The 23,248-nt window shown below is 38.0% G+C and carries 22 protein-coding genes; 9 read left to right on the forward strand and 13 right to left on the reverse strand.

The window, feature by feature from the left end; genetic code table 11:
• Nucleotides 1-41: 41 nt before the first annotated feature.
• Complete coding sequence (locus tag AC3QLY_RS01610; protein ID WP_218331269.1) at nt 42-818, forward strand: Bax inhibitor-1/YccA family protein; 777 nt, start codon at nt 42-44, stop codon at nt 816-818.
• A gap of 142 nt (nt 819-960) precedes the next feature.
• Nucleotides 961-2,955: an alpha-ketoacid dehydrogenase subunit alpha/beta gene (locus AC3QLY_RS01615; protein ID WP_218331270.1), complete on the forward strand. Its 1,995-nt coding sequence runs from the start codon at nt 961-963 to the stop codon at nt 2,953-2,955.
• Between the two features lie 6 nt (nt 2,956-2,961).
• On the opposite strand, the gene AC3QLY_RS01620 is transcribed toward AC3QLY_RS01615, so the two are convergent.
• The 3 genes from AC3QLY_RS01620 to AC3QLY_RS01630 all read right to left on the reverse strand — a co-directional run bounded on the left by AC3QLY_RS01620 (nt 2,962) and on the right by AC3QLY_RS01630 (nt 7,955).
• Nucleotides 2,962-5,127 carry a penicillin acylase family protein gene (locus AC3QLY_RS01620; RefSeq protein ID WP_287101454.1) on the reverse strand — a complete coding sequence of 722 codons (2,166 nt, stop codon included), beginning with the start codon at nt 5,125-5,127 and terminating at the stop codon, nt 2,962-2,964.
• A 16-nt stretch (nt 5,128-5,143) separates the two neighbouring features.
• Nucleotides 5,144-6,313 (reverse strand): dipeptidase, encoded by a 1,170-nt coding sequence (locus tag AC3QLY_RS01625; RefSeq protein WP_218331272.1) that lies wholly within the window; start codon nt 6,311-6,313, stop codon nt 5,144-5,146.
• Nucleotides 6,314-6,383: 70 nt separating this feature from the next.
• Nucleotides 6,384-7,955 (reverse strand): N-acyl-D-amino-acid deacylase family protein, encoded by a 1,572-nt coding sequence (locus AC3QLY_RS01630; protein ID WP_074418652.1) that lies wholly within the window; start codon nt 7,953-7,955, stop codon nt 6,384-6,386.
• Between the two features lie 86 nt (nt 7,956-8,041).
• On the opposite strand from AC3QLY_RS01630, the gene prfA reads away from it, so the two are divergent.
• Nucleotides 8,042-9,103, forward strand: coding sequence for a peptide chain release factor 1 (prfA, locus tag AC3QLY_RS01635; RefSeq protein WP_218331273.1), 1,062 nt, complete (start codon nt 8,042-8,044; stop codon nt 9,101-9,103).
• A 1-nt stretch (nt 9,104) separates the two neighbouring features.
• Here the strand turns inward: prfA and nth are convergent, their stop codons facing one another.
• From nth to AC3QLY_RS01665, 6 genes are all read right to left on the reverse strand, one after another.
• Complete coding sequence (gene nth, locus AC3QLY_RS01640) at nt 9,105-9,770, reverse strand: endonuclease III (protein ID WP_218331274.1); 666 nt, start codon at nt 9,768-9,770, stop codon at nt 9,105-9,107.
• 37 nt (nt 9,771-9,807) lie between these two features.
• Nucleotides 9,808-10,689, reverse strand: coding sequence for an alpha/beta hydrolase (locus tag AC3QLY_RS01645; RefSeq protein WP_074418597.1), 882 nt, complete (start codon nt 10,687-10,689; stop codon nt 9,808-9,810).
• 37 nt (nt 10,690-10,726) lie between these two features.
• The gene (locus AC3QLY_RS01650) at nt 10,727-10,960 is read right to left on the reverse strand and encodes a hypothetical protein (RefSeq protein ID WP_074418598.1); all 234 of its coding nucleotides are present in this window, start codon (nt 10,958-10,960) and stop codon (nt 10,727-10,729) included.
• A 110-nt stretch (nt 10,961-11,070) separates the two neighbouring features.
• Nucleotides 11,071-11,370: an FtsB family cell division protein gene (locus AC3QLY_RS01655; protein WP_074418599.1), complete on the reverse strand. Its 300-nt coding sequence runs from the start codon at nt 11,368-11,370 to the stop codon at nt 11,071-11,073.
• A gap of 263 nt (nt 11,371-11,633) precedes the next feature.
• Entirely contained in the window at nt 11,634-12,923 is a 1,290-nt protein-coding gene (gene eno, locus AC3QLY_RS01660; RefSeq protein ID WP_218331275.1) for a phosphopyruvate hydratase, read from the reverse strand.
• Between the two features lie 64 nt (nt 12,924-12,987).
• Complete coding sequence (locus tag AC3QLY_RS01665) at nt 12,988-13,899, reverse strand: ATP-binding cassette domain-containing protein (protein WP_218331276.1); 912 nt, start codon at nt 13,897-13,899, stop codon at nt 12,988-12,990.
• A gap of 403 nt (nt 13,900-14,302) precedes the next feature.
• On the opposite strand from AC3QLY_RS01665, the gene acs reads away from it, so the two are divergent.
• Nucleotides 14,303-16,336: an acetate--CoA ligase gene (gene acs, locus AC3QLY_RS01670; RefSeq protein ID WP_492990396.1), complete on the forward strand. Its 2,034-nt coding sequence runs from the start codon at nt 14,303-14,305 to the stop codon at nt 16,334-16,336.
• Between the two features lie 29 nt (nt 16,337-16,365).
• Here acs and AC3QLY_RS01675 read toward each other — a convergent pair whose 3' ends face one another.
• The 3 genes from AC3QLY_RS01675 to AC3QLY_RS01685 are packed head-to-tail and all read right to left on the reverse strand — an operon-like array spanning nt 16,366 to nt 17,434.
• The gene (locus tag AC3QLY_RS01675) at nt 16,366-16,626 is read right to left on the reverse strand and encodes a hypothetical protein (RefSeq protein WP_492990398.1); all 261 of its coding nucleotides are present in this window, start codon (nt 16,624-16,626) and stop codon (nt 16,366-16,368) included.
• Nucleotides 16,593-17,009, reverse strand: a complete 417-nt coding sequence (locus AC3QLY_RS01680) for a fatty acid desaturase (RefSeq protein WP_492990400.1) — start codon at nt 17,007-17,009, stop codon at nt 16,593-16,595. Before AC3QLY_RS01680 ends, AC3QLY_RS01675 begins: the two co-directional genes overlap by 34 nt.
• A gap of 11 nt (nt 17,010-17,020) precedes the next feature.
• Nucleotides 17,021-17,434: a fatty acid desaturase family protein gene (locus tag AC3QLY_RS01685; protein ID WP_218331278.1), complete on the reverse strand. Its 414-nt coding sequence runs from the start codon at nt 17,432-17,434 to the stop codon at nt 17,021-17,023.
• Between the two features lie 73 nt (nt 17,435-17,507).
• Here AC3QLY_RS01685 and AC3QLY_RS01690 point away from each other — a divergent pair, with 73 nt between their 5' ends.
• Nucleotides 17,508-18,953: a POT family MFS transporter gene (locus tag AC3QLY_RS01690; RefSeq protein ID WP_218331279.1), complete on the forward strand. Its 1,446-nt coding sequence runs from the start codon at nt 17,508-17,510 to the stop codon at nt 18,951-18,953.
• A 15-nt stretch (nt 18,954-18,968) separates the two neighbouring features.
• Here the strand turns inward: AC3QLY_RS01690 and AC3QLY_RS01695 are convergent, their stop codons facing one another.
• The gene (locus AC3QLY_RS01695) at nt 18,969-19,130 is read right to left on the reverse strand and encodes a hypothetical protein (protein WP_218331280.1); all 162 of its coding nucleotides are present in this window, start codon (nt 19,128-19,130) and stop codon (nt 18,969-18,971) included.
• 46 nt (nt 19,131-19,176) lie between these two features.
• On the opposite strand from AC3QLY_RS01695, the gene purD reads away from it, so the two are divergent.
• From purD to AC3QLY_RS01715, 4 genes are all read left to right on the forward strand, one after another.
• Nucleotides 19,177-20,472, forward strand: coding sequence for a phosphoribosylamine--glycine ligase (purD, locus tag AC3QLY_RS01700; RefSeq protein WP_492990403.1), 1,296 nt, complete (start codon nt 19,177-19,179; stop codon nt 20,470-20,472).
• A 235-nt stretch (nt 20,473-20,707) separates the two neighbouring features.
• The gene (locus tag AC3QLY_RS01705) at nt 20,708-21,733 is read left to right on the forward strand and encodes a rod shape-determining protein (RefSeq protein ID WP_068245144.1); all 1,026 of its coding nucleotides are present in this window, start codon (nt 20,708-20,710) and stop codon (nt 21,731-21,733) included.
• A gap of 90 nt (nt 21,734-21,823) precedes the next feature.
• Nucleotides 21,824-22,675 (forward strand): rod shape-determining protein MreC, encoded by an 852-nt coding sequence (gene mreC / locus AC3QLY_RS01710; RefSeq protein WP_074421125.1) that lies wholly within the window; start codon nt 21,824-21,826, stop codon nt 22,673-22,675.
• A complete protein-coding gene (locus AC3QLY_RS01715; protein ID WP_074421126.1) occupies nt 22,668-23,201 on the forward strand; it encodes a rod shape-determining protein MreD in 534 nt (177 codons plus the stop codon). The genes mreC and AC3QLY_RS01715 overlap by 8 nt, the downstream gene beginning before the upstream one ends.
• Nucleotides 23,202-23,248: the final 47 nt, after the last annotated feature.

A 23,248-nucleotide genomic window follows, 5' to 3' on the forward strand; every position in this document is an offset into this window, starting at 1 on the left:
TATTGCAGTAACTTTACACAAGAATTAAAACAATTTAAATTATGGCAATTTTTAAATCTGGTAACCCTACTTTAACAGAAAAAATTTTTAATAACAGCCTTACTGCCGAAGCCAATGCACAAGGCATTATGAGTGTTAGAGGCACCTTAAATAAATTCGGTTTTTTAATGCTGATGGTAATTGGTGGCGCTTTTTATACCTGGCATACTTACCAAAGCGGACAACCCGGCACCACTACCACTTTAATGATGGTGGGTGTTTTTGGTGGCTTAATTGCCGCTATTGCAATTATGTTTAAGCCCATGTGGGCAGGTTATATTGCCCCGGCCTATGGCATATTGGAAGGATTATTTATTGGTGCCATTTCAGCAATGATCAATGACATGTTTGCAAAAAATTATCCAAATTTGGTACTACAAGCAGTGGGCTTAACTTTTGGTGTTGCACTTGCTATGTTTTTGCTGTACAGTTTCAGGATTATTAAAGTAACCGACAAATTAAGAAGCATTATTTTCACTGCTACTTTAGGCATCGCTATCTTTTATGGCCTTACACTTGTTTTGGGCCTTTTTGGAGTGAATATGCCATTTATGAGTATTACCAATGGCGGTATGCTTGGCATTGGTATCAGTTTGTTTGTTGTAGCTATTGCTGCCTTGAACCTTTTATTGGATTTTGATATGATTGAAAGAGGCGCTGAGCAAGGAGCACCTAAATTTATGGAATGGTACGGCGCTTTTGGTTTGCTGGTTACCATTGTTTGGTTATACATTGAAATATTAAAACTGCTTAGCCGTTTGGCCAGCAGCAGAAACTAATAAACCAATTATTTTTGATAGCCCCATACCCAAACAGTATGGGGTTTTTTATACCCTTTTAAAAAACTTTGAAAACATTTTTGCAGATTGATATACCTGCAGCGAATAACCGGTAATTTAGAACTTTAAAACAAGAGCTGCCATGGAATTTAACAGAAAATCGCTTACTGATACCGACTTAATAAACCTTTACCGGCATTTGTTATTACCCAGATTGATAGAAGAAAAAATGCTGTTGTTACTGCGTCAGGGAAAAATCAGTAAATGGTTTAGTGGTATTGGTCAGGAAGCCATTGCTGTAGGCGCTACCATGGCATTAGAACCCGATGAATGGATAATGCCACTGCATAGAAATCTAGGTGTGTTTACATCCCGTAAAATGCCCCTGCATAAATTGTTTATGCAATGGCAAGGCAATAATGAAGGTTACTCAAAAGGAAGAGAAAGAAGTTTTCATTTTGGAAGCAAAGAACATTTTATTTGCGGAATGATATCGCACCTTGGCCCACAATTGGCTATAGCCGATGGTGTGGCATTAGCCAATCAGCTACAACAAAAACAAAAAGTAGCATTAGCCTTTAGTGGTGATGGCGGAACCAGCGAAGGCGATTTTCATGAAGCATTAAATGTAGCGGCAGTATGGAGCTTACCCGTTATTTTTTTGATTGAAAACAACGGTTATGGACTTAGCACGCCAGTAAATGAGCAGTACCGTTGCAAAAATTTGGTTGACAAAGCCATAGGTTATGGCGTGGAAGCCGTTCAAATTGATGGGAATAATATTTTGGAAGTGTATGATACCATTCGTGGGGTTAGGGATTATTGCATCACACAGCAAAAGCCTTATTTTATTGAATGCATGACTTTCAGAATGAGAGGGCATGAAGAGGCTAGCGGCACAAAATATGTTCCGCATGAATTATTTGAGATATGGGGCGAAAAAGATCCGGTAAAAAATTATGAGCAGTATTTATTAGATGCGCAAATACTTTCTGCACAGGCAATAGATGAAATCAGACAAAATACCAGGAAAGAAATTGAGCTGGAATTGCAAATCGCATTTCAGGCACCGGCCATTATACCCAATACAGCACTAGAATTAGCGGATGTATATGCCCCAGTGGAAGCTATTGATGAACCTGATGAATCATTGCGCCATCATCCATCTCAACAAAAACCACATCGACTTATAGATGCCATTAAAGAAGGATTAGATCAGGCAATGGAAAAATATCCTAACCTGATATTGATGGGGCAGGATATTGCAGAATATGGCGGTGCATTTAAAATTACAGAAGGGTTCGTTGAAAAATTTGGCAAAAATCGGGTACGCAATACACCACTTTGTGAAAGCGCAATTATAGGAACAGCACTGGGGCTAAGTTTAGAAGGATTTAAAAGTATGGTTGAAATGCAGTTCGCCGATTTTGTATCAGTAGGCTTTAATCAAATTGTAAATAATCTTGCAAAAATCCATTACCGCTGGGGACAAAATGCTGATGTAGTAATTCGCATGCCTACAGGTGCCGGTGTTGGTGCTGGCCCATACCATTCTCAGAGCAATGAAGCATGGTTTACACATGTACCCGGATTAAAAGTAGTATACCCTGCTACCCCTTTTGATGCAAAAGGATTATTACTTGCAGCTTTTAAAGACCCCAATCCGGTTTTATTTTTTGAACATAAAGCTTTGTACAGGAGTATTAGTGGCTATGTCCCAAACGGGTACTATGAAATTCCTATCGGAAAAGCACGTGTAATAAAACCCGGGAATGATATGAGTATTATTACCTATGGCGCCGGTGTTCACTGGGCATTACAATATACAGCGCAACATACTGAAACAGATATTGAAATTCTTGATTTAAGATCTTTACAGCCTTTTGATTATGAAAGCATTCGTGCTACGGTTCATAAAACAGGTAAAATATTGGTGCTGCATGAAGATACCTTAACAGGCGGTATTGGTGCTGAAATCAGTGCATGGATCACTGAACATTGTTTTGAGCATTTAGATGCACCCGTGTTGCGCTGTGCCAGTTTAGATACACCCATTCCATTTAATACGGCATTGGAACAAAATTTTTTAGCCAGTTCAAGATTAGAAGCTGCTATTCAAAAACTAATGCATTATTAAATGGAATCAACTACCCGGATGATAGGTTTTTTCGGCATGTTGCAATACATCTTCTTTGTAAAACAGCACATCTTTAAAAATGCCATTGGTGTACATGGCTGCCTGATCGGAAAAATGCGCAGATGACAAATGACCACTTTCGCCACCGGTGAGCAATGATTTGGCTTTTATTCTTTTTCCAAATTCAACCGCACAAATAAAACTATTGCCGTTATACCCATATCTTTTTTTGGTTCCATTAAATGTTCTGCTGACAAACGATGGAATACAACCCCAGGTAGAAGCTGCAAAACCAACAGGCAGACTGGGTTTGCTATCATCAAATTGCTCATTTATTTTTCCGGTTAACCGCTGGTAACGGTTCATATCGCCCCAGGCAACTTGCCATGTGCCGAAATTTTCAATTAATTTTTGAATCACATTTTCAAGTGGCTGTAATAAGGTAGCGGCATTGGCTTGTTGTACAAATTTTTCAGTTTTTTGTACCTGATCATCATCATCTCCATTATTGCGCATAATAGCAGGTAATAATTGCTGTGCCCATTCAATAGCCAATGTAGTAGCAACCGACGTAGCATTGGCATCACGATTCCAGTTTCGTAAAATTTCTATAGGCTGCTGCAGGTTTGCATAATTATTTTTTTCAGCGTCATATGCGTTCAGCAAAGCAGGAATTAAAATATCAAATGCACTTAAATGTGTATTATATGCTGTTTTTATAACCTTATCAATGGTTAATTGTGTTGCATTTTTCCAAAGTTTAACGGCCAATATTCCTCTGAAATTCTGACCATCGGGTGCCATATAACGCGGATAATTTTGTTTCAAGGGACTGCTGCTTCCCGATACGGTAAAAGGGGTTGAATTACAATTTTCTATCCAGCCGGTGGCAGGATTATATACATGCACCATTTCATCTAAAGTATGTAAGCCTTTCCATTCAGTTGCGGCAGTAGTGCCATCAACAGGTAATGCCCAGTTATAAGCTGTATCTCTGCGTGGTATAAAATTTCCATGCCAGTAGGCAATATTGCCCTTATCATCTGCAAAAACGGTATTGTTAGAGGTATTGGCATACAACTCCATAATTTTTTTGTACGATTCAAACCCATTGGCCTTTGTGCGTTCCCAGGATTGAATAAGGCTGGTCATAGATCGGTTCATAGCCTTAACGGATATCCATTTACCATTGCGCTCAGCCATTACAGTACCATGTTGTGTAAAAAAAGTAGTGAATGATTTTGAGGACAATCCATTATCAGTTGTGTAGGAAATGGTAATACTTTTTTCTTTTACCGGCAACCATTTCTTTTCGTATTCATAAAAATATTGCCCCTTTTTTTGAACAATTTTTTCAGCATACAAATCAGCTGCATCTGCGTAGCTGGAGGTATGCATCCAGCCGCAATGTTCGTTGAAACCCTGATAGACAAAGAATTGCCCCCAAGTTACTGCACCATATGCATTTAACCCCTCATCACTTGCCACTTGCACTTCAAATCTAAAATAAAAAGTAACATGCGGATTAATGTACAATATCGCATTACCCGATGCTGTTCGGGATGGCGCAAAGGCAAAGCCGTTAGAACCTGATGTTAAGATGTTATTTTCAGTATCAACTTTAGCTACAGGCTCATTTAACTTGCCATAAAAATTTTTTATTTCAGTTGTACTTAGCCCTCCAATATCTATGGCACCAATACTACCATCCGTCCACAAAAGTGGATACCAGGGTTTAAAGCAGTATAGCAATTTGGGCTTTACCTCCGGATGTTTGTACAAATAAAAATTGATGCCATCGGCATACGCATTGAGTAAAGCTTTTAACCATTGCGGCGCCGCTGCATAATCTTTTTGGGCATCTGCTGAATCAATTTGCAACCTGATCAGTAAATCATCATACAAAGCAGATTCACCTTTTATCTCAGACATACGGCCTAATTTTTCAATATAATTCATTTCAACCCTATCAAAATCATCTTCGCATTGTGCATACAACAAACCAAAAACAGCAGCCGCATCTGTTTTTCCGTAAATATGTGGTATGCCCCAATTATCCCTGATGATGGTTACATTATTTGCCATGTCTTCCCATCTTGCAACCATTTCATGGGTAGGTGATTGTGCAAAAAGCTGTATCGGCCAAAGCAAAGCAATCCATACATATTTCATAACAATACTTTTATTTTTAATTTTCGTTTTGTTTGAAAACACGTAACAAATTACCGCCTAAAATTTTATTGATATCTTTTTTACTGTATCCTCTTTGCAATAAACCTTTGGTAATGAGCGCATAATTTGTAACATCATTTAATTGCTGCGGTGCAGCGTTAATGCCATCAAAATCAGATCCAATGCCAACATGGTCTACACCAATTAAATGTACCACATAATCCAAATGATCGAGCAGTAAGGATAATGGAGGCCGCCAGCTATTTACTTCTGCTGCATATTTTTCAAATAAAATGATTAGGGCATAATCTTGTTGTGTTCCTGCATGAATCATTGAATCTAATTCATGGCGATGGTGCACACCAAACAGTTTTTGTTTTTGCATAAAAGTGCTGTCTAAAAATCCGGAATAAAAATTCAATTGTACAACACCTCCATTTTTACCAATCGCTTTTATCTGATCATCTTTTAAATTTCGAAAAACCGGACAAAGCGCATAAACATCACTGTGCGAAGCAATTACAGGTTTGGTTGTGGCATGCATTACATCCCAAAAAGTTTGTTCACCTACATGCGATACATCAATCATCATTCCCAATTGATTCATGTGTTGTACTAATTTTTTTCCAAAATCAGACAGTCCTTTTTGTTGCAATGCATCGGGGTGAAGGGTTTCATCCATTGCCGAACTTGCCCAGGGGTTTGAATTATTCCAGGTGAGTGTTAAATAGCGGGCACCTCTTTTGTACAGGCTATCGAGTTTGGATACATCATTTTCAATCATGTGTCCACCTTCTACGCCAAATAATGCTGCCAGTTTATGTGCTTTTACCGCCTGCATTAACTGGCTATAATTTTTTACGATAGCCATTTTATCAGGGTTTCGTTCAGCCACGGCATACAATGTATCCATTTCACGATTCGCAAAGTCAAATGGGTTCCGTTGGTCACTATCACACCACACAGAAAAAAATTGTACATCTACTCCACCCTGTTTAAATCTTTTTAAATCAGACATGGTAATACCTTTCAAGTCTTGATCTAACGATACCTTCTTTTCAATACAGGCGGTTAAAATATCATTGTGGGTATCTACTAAAATAGCCTGCTGTGTAATGCGTTGGTAACGTTGTGCAGATAAGCTGATAGCAAAACACAAAGCGATTAGGGTAAAAAATATTTTCATATATGAATGTTTATAATTAATGCAATACAACAAGCTATTTTCAAAATGGTACTCCTCCTTTATGAAACCATTAAAATGATGCACTATTTTTTAGTGTAATACCATTTCGTGCGCCGGTATGCTGCCCATTTTTCAATGTAATGGTTCCATTCACTACCACATATTTAAACCCTTCTGAATACTGGTGTGGTTTTTCATAGGTAGCTTTATCGGTTACTGTATCCGGATTAAACACTACAATATCTGCCGCATACCCCGGCAATAATAATCCTCTGTTTTGTAAGTGAAATTTTTGAGCTGGCAGACTGGTCATGCGCCGGATGGCTTGTTCCAAAGAAAACAAATGTTCCTCACGAACATACTTTCCTAAAATTTTAGCATTACTGCCATAGCCTCGGGGATGTGGCACCCCTTCGCCAAAAACCCTGATACCAGCATCGCACCCAAACATGCAGAAAGGATACTGCATAATGTATTGTACATCTGTTTCACTCATGCCATGAAAAACCATTCCTGCACCACCGTGCTGCATCATTTCTAAAACGGTTTCAGCTTCAGCTTTGGCCGTATGTTTTCGGCCTTTTAACAGGTTTATTGTTTCGATACTTTTCCCATTAAAAGCAGTATCAAAAGCATAATTGGCTACTACCGGGTAACTGAAATGCTTTAATTTTCGCTTACTTAAGCGTTGTAGCATATAAGCAATTACCTGTTCACGGATAACAGGATTATTCAATCGGGCATTAATTGAATCTTTGCCATCTGCCAATACCCAATCAGGTAACAATGTTCCTAAATTGGTACTACTGGCGGTATAAGGATATTGATCAATGGTAACATCAATCCCTTTTTTTCTGGCATCTATTATTAAAGCAAGTGTTTCTTTACTTCTTCTCCAGTTTTGCTGGCCACTTAATTTAAAGTGCGAAATTTCAACAGGCAGTCCTGCAACTGTTCCAATATGCAATGCCTCCTGAATGGCTTGTACTACACTATCACCTTCATCACGCATATGGGTGGCATATACACCATGATAGGCTGCAGCAATTTTTGTTAGAGCCACCACTTCATCGGTAGCAGCATAGGTGCCGGGAATATAAATTAAGCCGGTTGACAAACCTACTGCTCCATCCTGCATTGCTTTTCGGGTAATAGCTTCCATCTGCAACATTTCAGCTTCAGTGGGCGCTCTTCGGGCAGTGCCCATTACGGCTTTCCGTATATCATTATGCCCTACTAATGATGCAATGTTAATAGAAAGATGCAAGCTATCTAACCACTTAAAATAATTTCCAATATCTACTTTAGAAAGGCCACAATTACCCGTTATTACCGTGGTTACTCCATCATAAATAAAATTATCTGCTGTAGGATTTCGGACTTCATCGCCTTCAATATGCGTGTGTACATCTATAAAACCAGGTGCTACTATCATTCCGGCGGCATCGATTACTTTGGCGCTTTTCCAGGCAGAGAGATTACCTACCGCTGCAATTTTATTGTTCACAACAGCCACATCACCATAAAACCAATTATTACCTGTTCCATTGATAATTTTCCCATTTTTTATAAGTATATCAGCAGTTTGGGCTGTTAGTGCAACGGGGAAAAGAACAATAAAAAGCCAAATTAATTTTCTCATGTGTGCTGTTTTGGGGTGATTGAAATTAAGGAAACTTAATCTTACTGCAAAGCAGTACTTTTGCCAACTCAAAATTTTTTGTGGATATGCTGGATAAACTAGAAGCCATTAAAGCGCGATTTGACCAGGTAGGTGTTGCACTGACCAACCCGGAGATTATTAATAACCAGGCAGAGTTTGGAAAACTTAGCAAGGAATACCGTTCCTTAGAGAAAATTGTACAACCATTTGAGGAATACAAAAAGGTACTCAACGACTATCAATTTGTAAAAGAAAACCTGAATAGCAACGATGAGGAGATGAAAGACCTGGCCAAAATGGAATTACCGGAATTAGAAATGAAGAAAGATTCATTAGAAAAAATATTAACCCAATTATTAATTCCGAAAGATCCGCAGGATGATAAAAATGCCATTTTGGAAATTAGAGCCGGTACCGGTGGCGATGAAGCGAGCCTTTTTGCAGGCGATTTATTAGGAATGTATTTACGTTATTGTGCCAAAAAGGGTTGGAAAACGGCTATTGTGAGTGAAAGTGAGGGCACAGCAGGTGGCTACAAAGAAGTTGTGGTAGAAGTAACCGGCGAAGATGTGTATGGAACTTTAAAATTTGAAAGTGGTGTACACCGTGTTCAACGTGTACCCGCTACTGAAACGCAGGGCCGTGTGCATACTTCGGCGGCTACTGTTGCAGTGATACCGGAAGCAGAAGAAGTTGATTTTGAGTTGAAAGAAAGTGATGTTAAAATGGAAACTGCCAGAAGTGGAGGTGCCGGCGGACAAAATGTAAACAAAGTAGAAACCAAGGTATTTTTAACCCATATACCCACCGGAACAGTGGTGGTATGCCAAACAGAGCGAACACAGTTAGGCAATCGCGAAAAAGCTATGCAAATGCTGCGTACAAAATTGTATGAAGAACAGGTGCGTAAACAGGAAGAAGAAATTGCCCGGCAAAGAAAAACTTTGGTAAGCACCGGCGACAGAAGTGCAAAAATTCGCACCTACAACTGGCCGCAGGGAAGGGTTACCGACCACAGAATTGGATTAACTTCATATAATTTAGATGCAGTAATGAATGGCGAAATAGATGAATTTATTGAAGCACTGCAATTGGCAGAAAACTCTGCAAAAATGGCCAATCAGTAAGCTATGCGGTTGTTTTTAAGGTTTTACTTTTCATTTGTTTTTTATAATACAAACATATTTCGGTTAAACCACATGCACTGCATTTAGGATTGCGTGCCAAACAGGTATATCGCCCATGCAAAATAAGCCAATGATGTGCTTTGTGCACCAATGTTTCGGGTATGTATTGAACCAATTGCTTTTCGGCTGCTAAGGGCGTAGTAGCTTTTGTAGTTAAACCCAAACGGGCACTTACCCTAAAAACATGTGTATCTACCGCCATATTGGGTTGCTGATCAATAACACTGGTAATTACATTGGCTGTTTTGCGGCCTACTCCGGGTAATTGAACCAATTCATTCACCGTCATGGGTACCTCGCCCCCAAACTTTTGAATGAGCATATTGGCCATGCCTATTAAATGTTTGGTTTTATTGTTGGGATAAGATATACTTTTTATTAATGGTAATAATTCTTCAAATGTAGCTTTCGCCAATGCATCCACGTTAGGATACCTTTTAAAAATAGCCGGTGTGGTTTGATTAACCCGAACATCAGTGCATTGTGCAGAAAGAATAACAGCAACCAGCAGTTGGAACGGATTATGGTATATTAGTTCTGTTTGCGCATTGGGTATGCTACGTTCAAAATAATCTAATACAATTTTATAACGTTCTTTTTTGGTCATACACCTGCTTCAAATAGAATACAACAAAGAAAAGTGGCTAAAACTGGTGAAAGCTGTTTCCAATAAACTGAAGTGCATCTGTAATTCCGGTGCGCCAGTATGTCCAGTTATGCGCCCCATCACGCACCCTATATTCGTGTGGAATTTTTTTATCGGTTAATGCAATATGCAGCATGCAGTTTCCTCTTGTTAAGAAATCATCATCGCCGCAATCAATCCAGTAACGTACTTTTTTCAAACTATCTGCCGGTGTATTCTCTACCATTTTTAAAATAGAATTTTGATACCAGGCATTATTTAAACGCTGTTTACCTGTTAAGTTATTACCATATAATCTGGCAAATGTTATATCCCAGCTTTTTTGTGGCATATTTACCATCTCATCGTCGGTAAAAACGGCGGCACTGAGTGGGGCTGCTGCTGCAAACAAATCGGGATATTTCATAGCGTATATTAAAGTGCCATAACCACCCATCGATAGTCCAGCAATACCTCTGAATTTTTTTTCAGCTTTAATACGGTATTTTTTTTCAACTGTGGGCATCAACTCTTTTATAAAAAAGTCTTCATAATTTTCATTCCCATCAAATGAATTAATATACCAGCTTGAGTCAGCATTCGGCATAATAATAATCATAGGAGGAATGATACCATGGGCAATAGCATTATCTGCATAACGGTTTATTTCACCAAACTGCAACCAACCGGTTTGATCATCAGTATACCCATGCAATAAATAAACAACAGGATAATTGCGGTTTGAAGTAGTATAATCGAAAGGAAGGTACACTGCATACGCTACATCTTTATGCAGAATATTACTTTTAATTACTTCATGTTCACTTACTGTACCGTGCGATTGAGCTACTGCAAAGTAACCTGTGGTGCAAAGCACCAATACCAATAAAAATGATTTCATAACATGTGTTTTTGAAAAATAGCAAACTAAAAATACGTTATTTTTTAGCCAATTTTTTAGCATACGCCAAAATACTGTTCACAGACTCTTCGCGGGGATGTTTTGATTGTTTTTTTAACCGTTCTAATTGTTTGATGCTGCGTTGCAGTACTTTCAGTCTTTCTTGCAAATGAATATCTTCTTCTAATGCTGCTTCAATTTCTTTAGTTAGATTTTTATCGGTTTCCTGATAAAGGTATAATAATAGTGCTTCTTCTGTAAATGATTTCATTGTTACCGGATATTTTTTGCAGTGTTATTGGTGATTTGTTGTTTCATTTTTTAATCAAACAAGACGACCTCAGTTAAACGAGCTTTTATTTCAATTATTGCAGTAGTGCATTAATTGTGGAAAACATCGCCTTCCACAATAAAAACATCTTCATTGGGCTTTTTCATCAGATATTTTTCACGGGCAAATTTTTCAATTGCGGCGGGATTATGCTGTAAATTATCTAAATCTATTTGTACCAGTTTAATTTGCTGCTCATAGTATTGTTTTTTTAATTGCAGTGATTGTAATTGATGTTTTTGCTGCAATACATAAAAAACATCGCGCTGATCAATAAATAGCATCCAAACCACAAAAAATGCGGTGACCAGCACATACTTATTGTAAAAAAATGAGGGAATTTTTTTCATGCGTAAGAGAACATTTTTATTTCAACCTTTTAAACAACCAAATGCATTGTAGTGTAACATTTTTTTTCAACTGATTGATTCATATCAAGAACACAAAAGAATATTTCAAATTGATTTGAGCAGCCTCATGCCAAAATTACTTGAGTTGAAAGTTATTTTTTTTATTAAACGGAATATTTGCTGTTTTATTGAAAAAAGCATAAAAAAAGAAGAAAACATGTTGCCATGCCTTCTTCTTTCATTCAATAAGTAATTAAATATCACTACTTAGCAAACTTAATTTTACCGGTCGGGAAGATGGCTGTTGAACCCAGTTCTTCCTCAATTCTAAGCAGCTGGTTGTATTTGGCAATTCTATCTGTACGGGAAGCGGAGCCGGTTTTAATTTGTCCGCAACCTAATGCAACAGCTAAATCGGCAATGGTTACATCTTCAGTTTCACCGCTTCTATGACTCATGATAGTATTATAACCATTGTGCTGCGCCAAAGTAACGGCATTAATTGTTTCAGTAATTGATCCAATTTGATTTACTTTCACCAATAATGCATTGGCAATATGCTCATCAATACCTCTTTGTAAACGGTTTACGTTGGTAACAAACAAATCATCGCCCACCAATTGTATTTTACTGCCCAATGTTTGTGTTAATAATTTCCAGCCATCCCAGTCGTCTTCAGCCATACCATCTTCAATAGAAACAATGGGATAATTTTTTGCCCAGTTAGCCCAATAATCTACCATTTTTTCAATGGAAAGTTCTTTGCCATCTGATTTATGAAAATGATATACTTTTTTATCGGCATTAAACATTTCACTTACTGCAGGATCCATGGCAATGGCCATCTGTGTTCCGGCTTTGAACCCGGCAGCGCTAATTGCCGCCATTACAGTATCAATGGCTTCTTCATTGCTTTGAATATTAGGTGCAAAACCACCTTCATCGCCCACATTGGTACTGTAACCTTTTTTCTTTAATACTGATTTTAATGCGTGAAAAACCTCAACACCCCAGCGCAATCCTTCACTAAAAGATGGGGCGCCAATAGGCATTACCATAAATTCCTGAAAATCTATTTTATTATCGGCGTGTGCACCACCGTTTAAAATATTCATCATAGGAATGGGCAATGTTTTTGCATTGGTACCACCTATGTAGCGATATAAGGGCAATCCTGCTTCTTCGGCAGCAGTTTTTGCAACAGCCATACTAACTGCTAAAATTGCGTTGGCACCTAATTTAGCTTTGTTGGGCGTGCCATCTAATTCAATCATCGCCTCATCAATGGCCACTTGTTGGGCAACATCATAACCCACTACTGCTTCTGCTATTGTATCGTTTACATTTTTTACAGCCTGTAAAACACCTTTTCCCTGATAAACTTTTTTATCATTATCCCGCAATTCAACGGCTTCATGTACACCGGTGCTGGCACCACTGGGTACTGCTGCACGGCCCATGATACCTTCATCGGTTAAAACATCTACTTCAATCGTTGGGTTACCGCGACTATCTAATATTTGGCGGGCATGTACTTCTACAATGTAACTCATGGTTGCTTATTTTTAATTTATTGGATGCGAAATTAATTTATCTGTGGAATTTTTTCTGATATATTTAACTACCAAGTGTTAGCTGGCGAAATACTTCTTCCAGCGATTTTTGTTCCGTTTGTAGAGAAAGTATATTCAAATTTTCCTGTAAGGCAAAAGCCAGCAGGTTTTTTCTTACCAATTGCTCTTGTTTGGTATGTAATTTAAAATTACCCGGCGTTATCATTTCTACACGATCAACAAAATTGAATTTTAATTGCTCTGGAGTTAAATACTGCTCCCGAAAACTTACAATAACAGTTACCACTTCATTTTTTTGATGTTGTAAATTTTGCAACGAATCATTGGCTACTATTTGTCCTTTATGAATAATCATAACCCGATCGCATACTGCATTCACTTCCTGTAAAGTATGGGAAGAAAACAATACCGTTTTATCACTTCCCTGCTGTTTAATAACATTTCTAATTTCAACAATTTGATTGGGATCTAACCCACTGATTGGCTCATCTAAAATAAGTACTTTAGGCTGATTAATTAATGCTGCAGCAAGACCTACCCTTTGTTTGTATCCTTTTGAAAGCTGCCCTATTTTTTTATTTTTTTCAAGTTCCAGACCAGTAAGGGCAATTACGTTTTTTATGTGCTTCCATTTTTGATCTATTTTTTTAATGCCAGCAACAAAATAAAGGTATTCACTCACATACATTTCATAGTACAATGCATTTGACTCGGGCAAATATCCAATCATTTTTTTTACGTCAATTGGATTCCTTTGCACATCTATTCCATTCACTAAAACGGTTCCGGCATCAGACTTTAAATAGCCGGTTATCATTTTCATGGTGGTACTTTTACCGGCACCATTTGGCCCGAGAAAACCGGTAATTTCTCCTTTATTCAGCTTAAAACTTATATCGTTTACTGCCAATTGTGTACCATACTGTTTCAGTAAATGTTGCACTTCTACCGACATGTGTTGCTAATTTGCCCGAAAGTACTACTTTAAACCTAAGCAGATTGCAATAAAAACATAAAATAACCTCATATTTTCATCTGTTCAAACAGAAAGTAATTGAAATAACATTGGCTATTAAATCGATGGTTTGTAGAACCTAAACCAGATTACCACACCAATCTCAACAGGGAAATTGAGCAAAATAAATTTGAATTGTTTTTGGGCAATCACTTTTACTTCATTAAAATTATTTTGCAATGAATAGAAAATGTTAAAAGAAAAATACCCGACAGCTACGAAACATATTGTGTCTTGTCCTGAAATAATAATGCAAAGACAGACTTGTGTTTATTTTTGATGCTTACCATTTAAATTAAACTATCCTAAAAAATGATGGAAAGCAGAAAACCATGTTACCATTATGGCGCAAACCTTTGCATTTTGCAACAAAAAACAACATGCCCATCACTGCATGCCAACCAATAATCTTAATTTTATTGCCAAAACATTGATTGCCATGTCGTATCCTTATCAAATTAAAACTGTAGCACAGTATCAATCCGATTACAAAAACAGTGTTGAAAATCCGGAAGCTTTCTGGAATAATATTGCAGAAAATTTTACCTGGCGTAAAAAGTGGGATAAAACTTTAGAGTGGAATTTTACAGAACCAAAAATTGAATGGTTTAAAGGCGGCAAACTCAATATTACAGAAAACTGTTTAGACCGACATTTAGAAAAAATGGGCAATACGCCGGCCATTATTTGGGAACCCAATGACCCTGACGAACACCACCGGGTACTTACCTATAAAAAATTGCATGAAAAAGTTTGTTTATTTGCACATGTACTCAAAAATAATGGCGTTAAAAAAGGTGATAGGGTTTGTATATACATGGGCATGATTCCTGAATTGGCCATTGCAGTTTTAGCCTGTGCCCGAATTGGCGCCATACATTCAGTAATATTTGGTGGCTTTTCGGCCCAAAGTATTTCCGACCGGTTAGAAGATGCAAAAGCAACTTACATTATTACCTGCGATGGTGCTTTTAGAGGTGCCAAAGACATTCCTTTAAAAAGTGTAATTGATGATGCTTTAATTGGCAATAAAACCGTACAAAGGGTAATTGTTTGTACACGCACCAGAACACCGGTTTCTATGATAAAAGGGCGTGATGTTTGGTGGGAAGAGGAAATTAAAAAAATAGAAACCTTGGGACTAACAGATTTTGTAGCCGAAGAAATGGATGCAGAAGACCCCTTATTTATTTTATACACTTCCGGCTCAACCGGCAAACCAAAAGGTGTTGTGCATACCTGTGGCGGATACATGGTATACACCAATTACAGTTTTGTAAATGTTTTTCAATACCAACCGGGACAAATACATTTTTGCACGGCAGATATTGGCTGGATTACCGGGCATAGCTACATTGTTTACGGACCATTATCTGCCGGTGCCACCACGCTAATGTTTGAAGGCATACCTACCTGGCCCGATGCCGGTCGTTTCTGGGATATTGTAGACAAATACAAAGTAAATATTTTGTACACCGCACCTACTGCCATCAGAAGTTTAATGGGTTTTGGTTTAGGGCCGCTGGCAGGCAAAAACCTATCTTCGTTACAGGTATTGGGTACGGTAGGTGAACCCATTAATGAAGAAGCCTGGCATTGGTATCATGAACATATTGGAAAGAAAAAATGCCCCATTGTTGATACCTGGTGGCAAACAGAAACCGGAGGTATTTTAATTTCAAACATTGCCGGTATTACACCATCCAAACCCGGATGGGCCACCCTGCCATTACCCGGTGTGCAAATGACTTTAGTAGATGAAAATGGCAAAGAAATTGAACAGGGTGATGCCGCAACTGTATCAGGCAATCTTTGTATTAAAGCACCCTGGCCTGGTATTTTAAGAACCACTTATGGCGATCATGAGCGTTGCCGCACCAATTATTTTGCCACTTACCCCGGCATGTATTTTACCGGTGATGGTGCTATGCGAAACAAAGAAGGTATGTATCGCATCACCGGAAGAGTGGATGATGTACTCAACGTAAGCGGGCACCGAATTGGTACTGCTGAAGTAGAAAATGCCATTAACATGCATGCCGGCGTGGTAGAGAGTGCCGTGGTAGGTTACCCACATGATGTAAAAGGGCAAGGCATTTATGCTTTTGTCATTTATCAAGGTTCACATGGTCAGGATACACATGGCACCGGCGATTTGGTAAGAAAAGATATTTTGCAAACCGTTACCCGCATTATTGGTGCCATTGCCAAACCAGATAAAATTCAGTTTGTAAGTGGCTTACCGAAAACCAGAAGTGGTAAAATTATGCGCCGCATTCTCAGAAAAATTGCCGAAGGCGAAACGGAAAATTTAGGTGATACAACTACCTTATTAGACCCCGGTGTAGTTGATGAAATAAAAAAAGGAAAATTATAACTTTCATCCATTGGATAGTTGAAAAAATCTCACCATTCAGTGAGATTTTTTGTATCCGACAATAATCCAATTTCCTTCATTTGCCTATGCACTACCAAAAACCATAATGGTGGAAAAAGACTCAGCATCATCATACCCGGATAACCGGTAGGCATTTGTGGCGATTGAGGTTGGTGCCTTAATAGCTGGTATTTTCTGGATGCCATGTAATGGTGATCACTATGTCTGCTCAATTCAAATAACATTAAACGGCCTATTACATGATTACTATTCCAACTATGCCAGGGCATAACTCGTTCATATTTATCATCAGCCATTTTTTTCGCTGCAATCCATAATGTTCAATATAATTCACGGTTTCTAACAACAAAAACCCAATTACTGTGGCTGCTATATAATAACAGGTAATTAACCAGTCTATCCAATACCAAATGCCTGCCATCCATATTATTTGAATGAATTGCATTTGTATCATTTCATTCCTGTAATGCACAACAGGGAGGCCTTGTTGCTGAATACTTTTATTGGCTATTCTCCAGGCATTTTGATATGTGCCGGTTACACTTCTAACCCAGAAACCATATACCGATAAATGCAAAGGCGCACTACTCGGATCTTTTGGTGTTGCCACCCATTTATGGTGCCCATGGTTATGCTCTATAAAAAAATGCATATACAAACTGGTTAACAGAGCAATTTTTGCCAGTGCTGTTCATACTTTTTTTGCCAATGCCCCAACTCATGCGCCATATTAATACCAAATGTGCTGCATAATAAGCCCATGGTTGCAATTCGAGCTATAACAGTGGTAAAAGGCAATCCTATTGTTTGCATACTACCTAAAAAAACAATGAATAATAAAATATGCAACACTACTGCCACATACAAAACCGCATCATAATGAAAATCATTTTTTGCAGCCTTTTCCTCCGACTCTGAAAGATTCGTGATATCTGGGCTGCTTAATAATTCAATAAGCGGAATCAGCAGCCAGGCATATATCAGTGCAGTCAGGCACCACCAGCCTGTATGCGTAAATGCCATATAAGCCAGTAAAAACAATATAAATGAGGTAGTAAATTTTAACCAGTGCAACATTCCACCATTAATTTACAATTTTTTGAAACAGAAATACATAATTCCAATATCTTTAAAACTTTAAAAATGCATTATGAGTGAATTAAAAGAAACGATTGCACCTAAGCCACGTATGCCCAAAGCCGTTCCATTCATCATTGGCAACGAGGCTGCAGAACGATTTAGTTTTTATGGCATCCGGTCTATTTTGGCAACTTTTCTGGTTGCACAATTTTTTAACCCCACACACAATCCGGTACTTACTGCTATTGCTGAAGCCAAAAGCAATGAACAAACCCATATTTTTGTTTCATTGGCTTATGTAATGCCATTAGTGGGTGGCATTATTGCAGATTGGTTTTTTGGTAAATACTTAGTTATTTTTTATGTATCTATTTTATATTCCATAGGTAATTTAACGCTGGCCTTATCTACCCATAGCCTTCCATTGTTTAGTACCGGATTAGTCATTATAGCTGTTGCTGCCGGCGGTATTAAATCATGTGTATCGGCCAATGTAGGCGATCAGTTCGATAAATCGAACCAAAGCCTGATGAGTAAAGTGTATGGATGGTTTTATTTTAGTATTAATGCCGGTTCTGTATTTTCTACCATGCTCATTCCTGTATTGTATAAATCTTTTGGCCCATCTGTTGCCTTTGGCGTACCGGGTTTATTAATGTTGCTGGCAACACTTATTTTCTGGTTAGGCCGTAAATACTATGTAAGGGTACCTCCTTCCGGCATTAAAAAAGAAAATTATGTGTTTATTATGGCGTATTACATAATGAAAGCATTCAGTAATCGCAATGGCAAAACCATTTGGGAAGCAGTAGGTGAAAAATACAGTGCCGAGTCGATTGATGGCGTGAAGGCAGTAAACCGGGTGTTAATGGTATTTGCTTTTGTACCCATATTTTGGGCTATGTGGGACCAAAGCCTTTCAGAATGGGTTTTACAAGCAACAAAATTAAACCTCAATATTTTTGGTAAAACCTTTTTACCCGAACAAATACAAACAGTAAATCCGTTATTTCTATTAATGATGATACCCATTTTTACTTATGGCATTTATCCATTGGTTGAAAAACTGGGTATTAAGGTAACACCACTCAGAAAAATTGGGGCAGGTTTATTTTTAACCGGTGCATCATTTATTATTATAGCGCTCATTCAAACAGCTATTGATCATGGCGGGTACCCCAGTGTTTGGTGGCAAATTTTGGCCTATGCCATACTTTCTGCATCGGAAGTAATGGTTTCTATCACCGGATTGGAGTACGCTTATACCAACTCACCCAAATCAATGAAAAGTACCATGAGTGCTATTTGGTTATTAACTGTTGCCGTAGGTAATTTATTCACTGCATTTGTAAACAGCAGCATTGCAAGCGGAGGTATTTTTGCCAAATTTACAGGTGCCAGTTATTTTTGGTTATTTGTGGCAATTTTATCAGGGTTTTTGATTGTATATATGTTAATAGCCAAAATGCTGCCCGAAAAAAACTATGTTTTGGAAGATGCAGCTTCAGCAGGGTAACCCAACTCAATAACATTAAAAAAGCAGTCTGTTTGAAGTACTGCTTTTTATTTTATGCCTTCCAATACCCAAACTAATATTTTCAGTTAAAAATAAGGCGCTAATTTCGCAGCCATCCGGAAAACAGGTTACATTTTTTAATAAACCCCAATCTGCCGGTTTTTCTGTTTTTTTCATCAAAAACCATTGAACTGATTCGCATCATATCAACAAACAAATTCTAATGAAAATACTTCTTTTAGGTAGCGGAGGTCGTGAACACGCACTGGCCAAAAAATTATCGGAAAGTTATCATTGCGATGCTTTATTTATTGCACCCGGCAATACAGGTACACAACAATACGGCTCTAATGTATCTTTATCCCTCAACGATTTTAACAGTATCAGAAATTTTTGTGTAGAACAAACAATAGGCTTGCTGGTGGTTGGCCCCGAAGAACCTTTGGTAAACGGGATCTACGATTTTATGCAGGAAACCAATAAGGAAGGAATCAAATACTGGGATGGTATTTTAGTAGGCCCTTCCAAAAATGCAGCACAACTTGAGGGTAGCAAAGCATTTTCAAAACTGTTTATGCAAAGGCACAACATTCCAACTGCTGCATACGCCAGTTTTACTGCAACCAACTTTGAAGCAGGTAAAGCATATATTCAACAACATAGCTTACCCATTGTATTAAAAGCCGATGGACTGGCTGCCGGAAAGGGTGTTGTAATTTGCGAAGACCATGCAACAGCTCTCTCTGTTTACGAAAACATGATTCAACATGCGCAATTTGGAGAAGCCTCAAAAAAAGTTGTAATAGAGGAATTTTTGACCGGTATTGAGCTGAGTGTTTTTGTATTAACCAATGGCACAGATTATCAGATAATTGGCCATGCAAAAGATTATAAAAGAATTGGAGAAGGTGATACCGGTTTAAACACCGGCGGCATGGGCTGTATTAGTCCGGTTCCGTTTGCCAATGATGCATTTATGCAAGAAGTAGAAACCACCATTATTCAGCCCACTATAAAAGGATTACAGGAAGAACAATTGGAATACAACGGCTTTATTTTCTTTGGATTAATGAAAGTTGGTAATAAACCCTATGTAATTGAATACAATTGCCGTATGGGCGATCCGGAAACTGAAGTAGTAATACCCAGGTTACAAACCGATTTGGTAGCCCTGTTTGCAGCTATGCACAATGGCACATTAGCCGATGTAAATATTAATGTAGATGAACGCGCTGCAGCTACCATTGTTGCCGTTAGTGGCGGTTATCCGGAAGCCTATGAAAAAAACAAACCCATTCATGGTTTGGATACAATGCCTAAAAGAGCAGATGTAATGGTATTTCATGCAGGCACCTGTTTAGATAACAACCAAATTGTTACCAGCGGGGGTAGGGTTTTGGCAGTAACAGCATTAGCCCCTCTACTGCAGGAAGCAGTAAGGCTTTCCAAACAAACATTATCTGCTATTTCGTTTGATAGAATGTATTACAGAAATGATATTGGTTACGAATTTTTATAAACTCTGGCACGATTATTCGAATGTTCAGAGCCAATAAAAAAATAGTTTTTGCGTTAGAGTTACAGAATATCTAAGTCAATTATGGTTTCATCGATAACTGCATGTGTCCGGCAAACAAAATATTCACTTACAAATTATATTCAGTTTCAATAAAAATATAATTGGCTTTGATAGTTAGCTATTTTTCATACACCTTTGCAACTAATTTATTCAACTTTAGAGAATCATCATTTACATGGGAGTTTTTAATTTTTTAACCCAGGAAATTGCCATCGACCTGGGCACAGCGAATACTTTAATTATTCACAACGATGAAATTGTGGTAAACGAACCGAGTATTGTTGCCTTGAACAGAAATAATCCGAAAGAAGTGCTGGCTGTAGGCAAAAAAGCCTTGCTCATGCACGAAAAAACCCATGAAAGCATTAGAACGGTAAGACCCCTGAAAGATGGTGTAATTGCCGATTTTAATGCTGCCGAATTAATGATAAGGGAATTAATTAAGTTGGTATATCCTAAAAAACCGCTTTTCCCACCCAGCTGGCGGATGGTTATTTGTATTCCGTCTTCCATCACTGAAGTAGAAAAAAGAGCCGTACGCGATAGCGCTGAACAGGCAGGCGCCAAAGAAGTGTATATGATTCACGAACCAATGGCCGCTGCATTAGGTATTGGTATTGATGTAGAAGAACCTGTAGGTAATATGATTATTGATATTGGCGGTGGTACCACCGGTATTACGGTAATTGCTTTGGCCGGTATTGTTTGCGACCAATCGATTCGTATTGCAGGAGATGAGTTTACAGCCGACATTATGGAAGCCTTACGCCGCTATCACAGTTTATTAATTGGAGAAAGAACTGCAGAACAAATTAAAATAAATGTGGGCGCTGCAATGAAAGATTTAGATAATCCACCCGATGATATGCCCGTAAATGGCCGCGACCTGGTAACAGGTATCCCCAAACAAATTATGGTGAGCTATCAGGAAATTGCAGAAGCCTTGGATAAAAGTATTTTTAAGATTGAAGAAGCCATTTTAAAAGCACTGGAAACCACACCTCCCGAATTAGCCGGCGATATTTACCGGAGAGGTTTATACCTTACTGGTGGAGGTGCCCTTTTAAGAGGACTCGATAAAAGATTGAGTGCGAAAATTAAACTTCCCGTACATGTAGCAGATGACCCATTAAAAAGTGTGGTAAGAGGTACCGGACTGGCGCTTAAAAATTATCAACGCTTTCCTTTCATTATGCGATAGCCGTATTAAAAAAATATTTACAGTTTACTAAAAACAGATGCCAAGATAATAACTTTGTCAGGTTTTTAGAGTAGCTTCCCTTTTTAGAAAATGAAAAATATTTTTCTATTTATAAGACGTTTTTTTGTATTTATCTGCTTTATTGTATTGCAGATAACCAGTATGGTATTTCTATCCAAATATAGTAAAACCCATGAAGTTTTTTTCGGTGCAGTTACAGGTGATATAACTGGAAAAATATATACACAGTTTAATGATATAAACAGTTATTTCTCGCTTCGTAAAATTAATCAGCAACTGGCAGAAGAAAATGCTGCACTTAGAAATCGCTTAAAAGCAGATTTCCAAATACCAGATACTTCAAAAATAATTTTCACCGATACGCTGCGCATTGATTCACTTCAAAAAACAAGAAAATATATTTTTCTGCCTGCCCGTGTGGTGGGGAATTCAGTTAGTTCACAAACCAATTATCTCACCTTACAACGTGGTGCCAATCAGGATATCAAAAAAGGAATGGCGGTGATGGGGCCACAAGGTATTGTTGGCGTAGTAATTGATGTAAGCCCCAATTACAGCAGGGTTATGAGTTTGCTGCACCGCAACAGCAAAGTAAGTGCCATGCTAAAAAAAGACAATAGCTTTGGTAGTATTGAATGGGATGGCGATAACCCCAACGAGCTAACCTTACGCAATATTTCAAAAGGTTCAGTAGTAAATAAAGGAGATACGGTAGTTACCAGTAGTTATTCTGCTAACTTCCCACCAGGTTTAATGATTGGGACAGTAAGTGGAACAGAAAATGAAGCAGCCTCTAACTTTTATACTTTAAAAGTTAAACCCGCCACTAACTTTTATACTTTACAATATGTATATATTATAGCAAACAAATATTTTAACGAACAAACCAATTTAGAAAACGCCAAATTAAAAAATGAGTAACCTCATCCGAAATATTATCCGCTTCGTACTATTTATTTTGGTGCAGGTATTTGTGCTAAACCGTATTCCACCTATTCATCAGTTTATTGTACCATACGTTTATTTTCTTTTTATTCTTTGGTTACCTTTTTCCATCAACCGCTTAGTGCTACTTTTTACAGGATTTTTGTTTGGTATTAGTTTAGATTATTTCACTGAAACCCCCGGCCTGCATGCCGCTTGTTGCACGCTTATTGCTTATCTCCGACCATTTTTGCTCAACATTTTAATTCCACAAGAAACTACAGAACAAAGTTATTTAGAACCCTCTATTAAAAGTATGGGTTGGGCACCTTATAGCCTTTATGTGCTGTTGCTAACGCTTACTCATAATGTTTATCTGGTATTGATAGAGTGGTTGCAATTTGGAAATTTTTTGTATTTTATGGGTAAAGTGCTGGGCACCACCGCCATTAATTTATTGCTTATTTTTATAACTGAAATGCTTTTTTTCAGAAAAGCAAAGTACAGAACAAACGCTGCATAAAACTGCTGCTTATTGCAAAAAGCAATAAATATATTTTAATGATTTGT

The sequence above is a fragment of the Hydrotalea sp. GW822-HT8A01 genome, from assembly GCF_058798575.1.

Excerpts from the sequence above, each read along its gene's own strand:
- AC3QLY_RS01610 (WP_218331269.1), top strand. The coding sequence starts at position 42 with ATGGCAATTTTTAAATCTGGTAACCCTACTTTAACAGAAAAAATTTTT.
- AC3QLY_RS01615 (WP_218331270.1), top strand. The coding sequence starts at position 961 with ATGGAATTTAACAGAAAATCGCTTACTGATACCGACTTAATAAACCTT.
- AC3QLY_RS01620 (WP_287101454.1), bottom strand. The coding sequence starts at position 5,127 with ATGAAATATGTATGGATTGCTTTGCTTTGGCCGATACAGCTTTTTGCA.
- AC3QLY_RS01625 (WP_218331272.1), bottom strand. The coding sequence starts at position 6,313 with ATGAAAATATTTTTTACCCTAATCGCTTTGTGTTTTGCTATCAGCTTA.
- AC3QLY_RS01630 (WP_074418652.1), bottom strand. The coding sequence starts at position 7,955 with ATGAGAAAATTAATTTGGCTTTTTATTGTTCTTTTCCCCGTTGCACTA.
- prfA (WP_218331273.1), top strand. The coding sequence starts at position 8,042 with ATGCTGGATAAACTAGAAGCCATTAAAGCGCGATTTGACCAGGTAGGT.
- nth (WP_218331274.1), bottom strand. The coding sequence starts at position 9,770 with ATGACCAAAAAAGAACGTTATAAAATTGTATTAGATTATTTTGAACGT.
- AC3QLY_RS01645 (WP_074418597.1), bottom strand. The coding sequence starts at position 10,689 with ATGAAATCATTTTTATTGGTATTGGTGCTTTGCACCACAGGTTACTTT.
- AC3QLY_RS01650 (WP_074418598.1), bottom strand. The coding sequence starts at position 10,960 with ATGAAATCATTTACAGAAGAAGCACTATTATTATACCTTTATCAGGAA.
- AC3QLY_RS01655 (WP_074418599.1), bottom strand. The coding sequence starts at position 11,370 with ATGAAAAAAATTCCCTCATTTTTTTACAATAAGTATGTGCTGGTCACC.
- eno (WP_218331275.1), bottom strand. The coding sequence starts at position 12,923 with ATGAGTTACATTGTAGAAGTACATGCCCGCCAAATATTAGATAGTCGC.
- AC3QLY_RS01665 (WP_218331276.1), bottom strand. The coding sequence starts at position 13,899 with ATGTCGGTAGAAGTGCAACATTTACTGAAACAGTATGGTACACAATTG.
- acs (WP_492990396.1), top strand. The coding sequence starts at position 14,303 with ATGGCGCAAACCTTTGCATTTTGCAACAAAAAACAACATGCCCATCAC.
- AC3QLY_RS01675 (WP_492990398.1), bottom strand. The coding sequence starts at position 16,626 with ATGCCCTGGCATAGTTGGAATAGTAATCATGTAATAGGCCGTTTAATG.
- AC3QLY_RS01680 (WP_492990400.1), bottom strand. The coding sequence starts at position 17,009 with ATGCATTTTTTTATAGAGCATAACCATGGGCACCATAAATGGGTGGCA.
- AC3QLY_RS01685 (WP_218331278.1), bottom strand. The coding sequence starts at position 17,434 with ATGTTGCACTGGTTAAAATTTACTACCTCATTTATATTGTTTTTACTG.
- AC3QLY_RS01690 (WP_218331279.1), top strand. The coding sequence starts at position 17,508 with ATGAGTGAATTAAAAGAAACGATTGCACCTAAGCCACGTATGCCCAAA.
- AC3QLY_RS01695 (WP_218331280.1), bottom strand. The coding sequence starts at position 19,130 with ATGAAAAAAACAGAAAAACCGGCAGATTGGGGTTTATTAAAAAATGTA.
- purD (WP_492990403.1), top strand. The coding sequence starts at position 19,177 with ATGAAAATACTTCTTTTAGGTAGCGGAGGTCGTGAACACGCACTGGCC.
- AC3QLY_RS01705 (WP_068245144.1), top strand. The coding sequence starts at position 20,708 with ATGGGAGTTTTTAATTTTTTAACCCAGGAAATTGCCATCGACCTGGGC.
- mreC (WP_074421125.1), top strand. The coding sequence starts at position 21,824 with ATGAAAAATATTTTTCTATTTATAAGACGTTTTTTTGTATTTATCTGC.
- AC3QLY_RS01715 (WP_074421126.1), top strand. The coding sequence starts at position 22,668 with ATGAGTAACCTCATCCGAAATATTATCCGCTTCGTACTATTTATTTTG.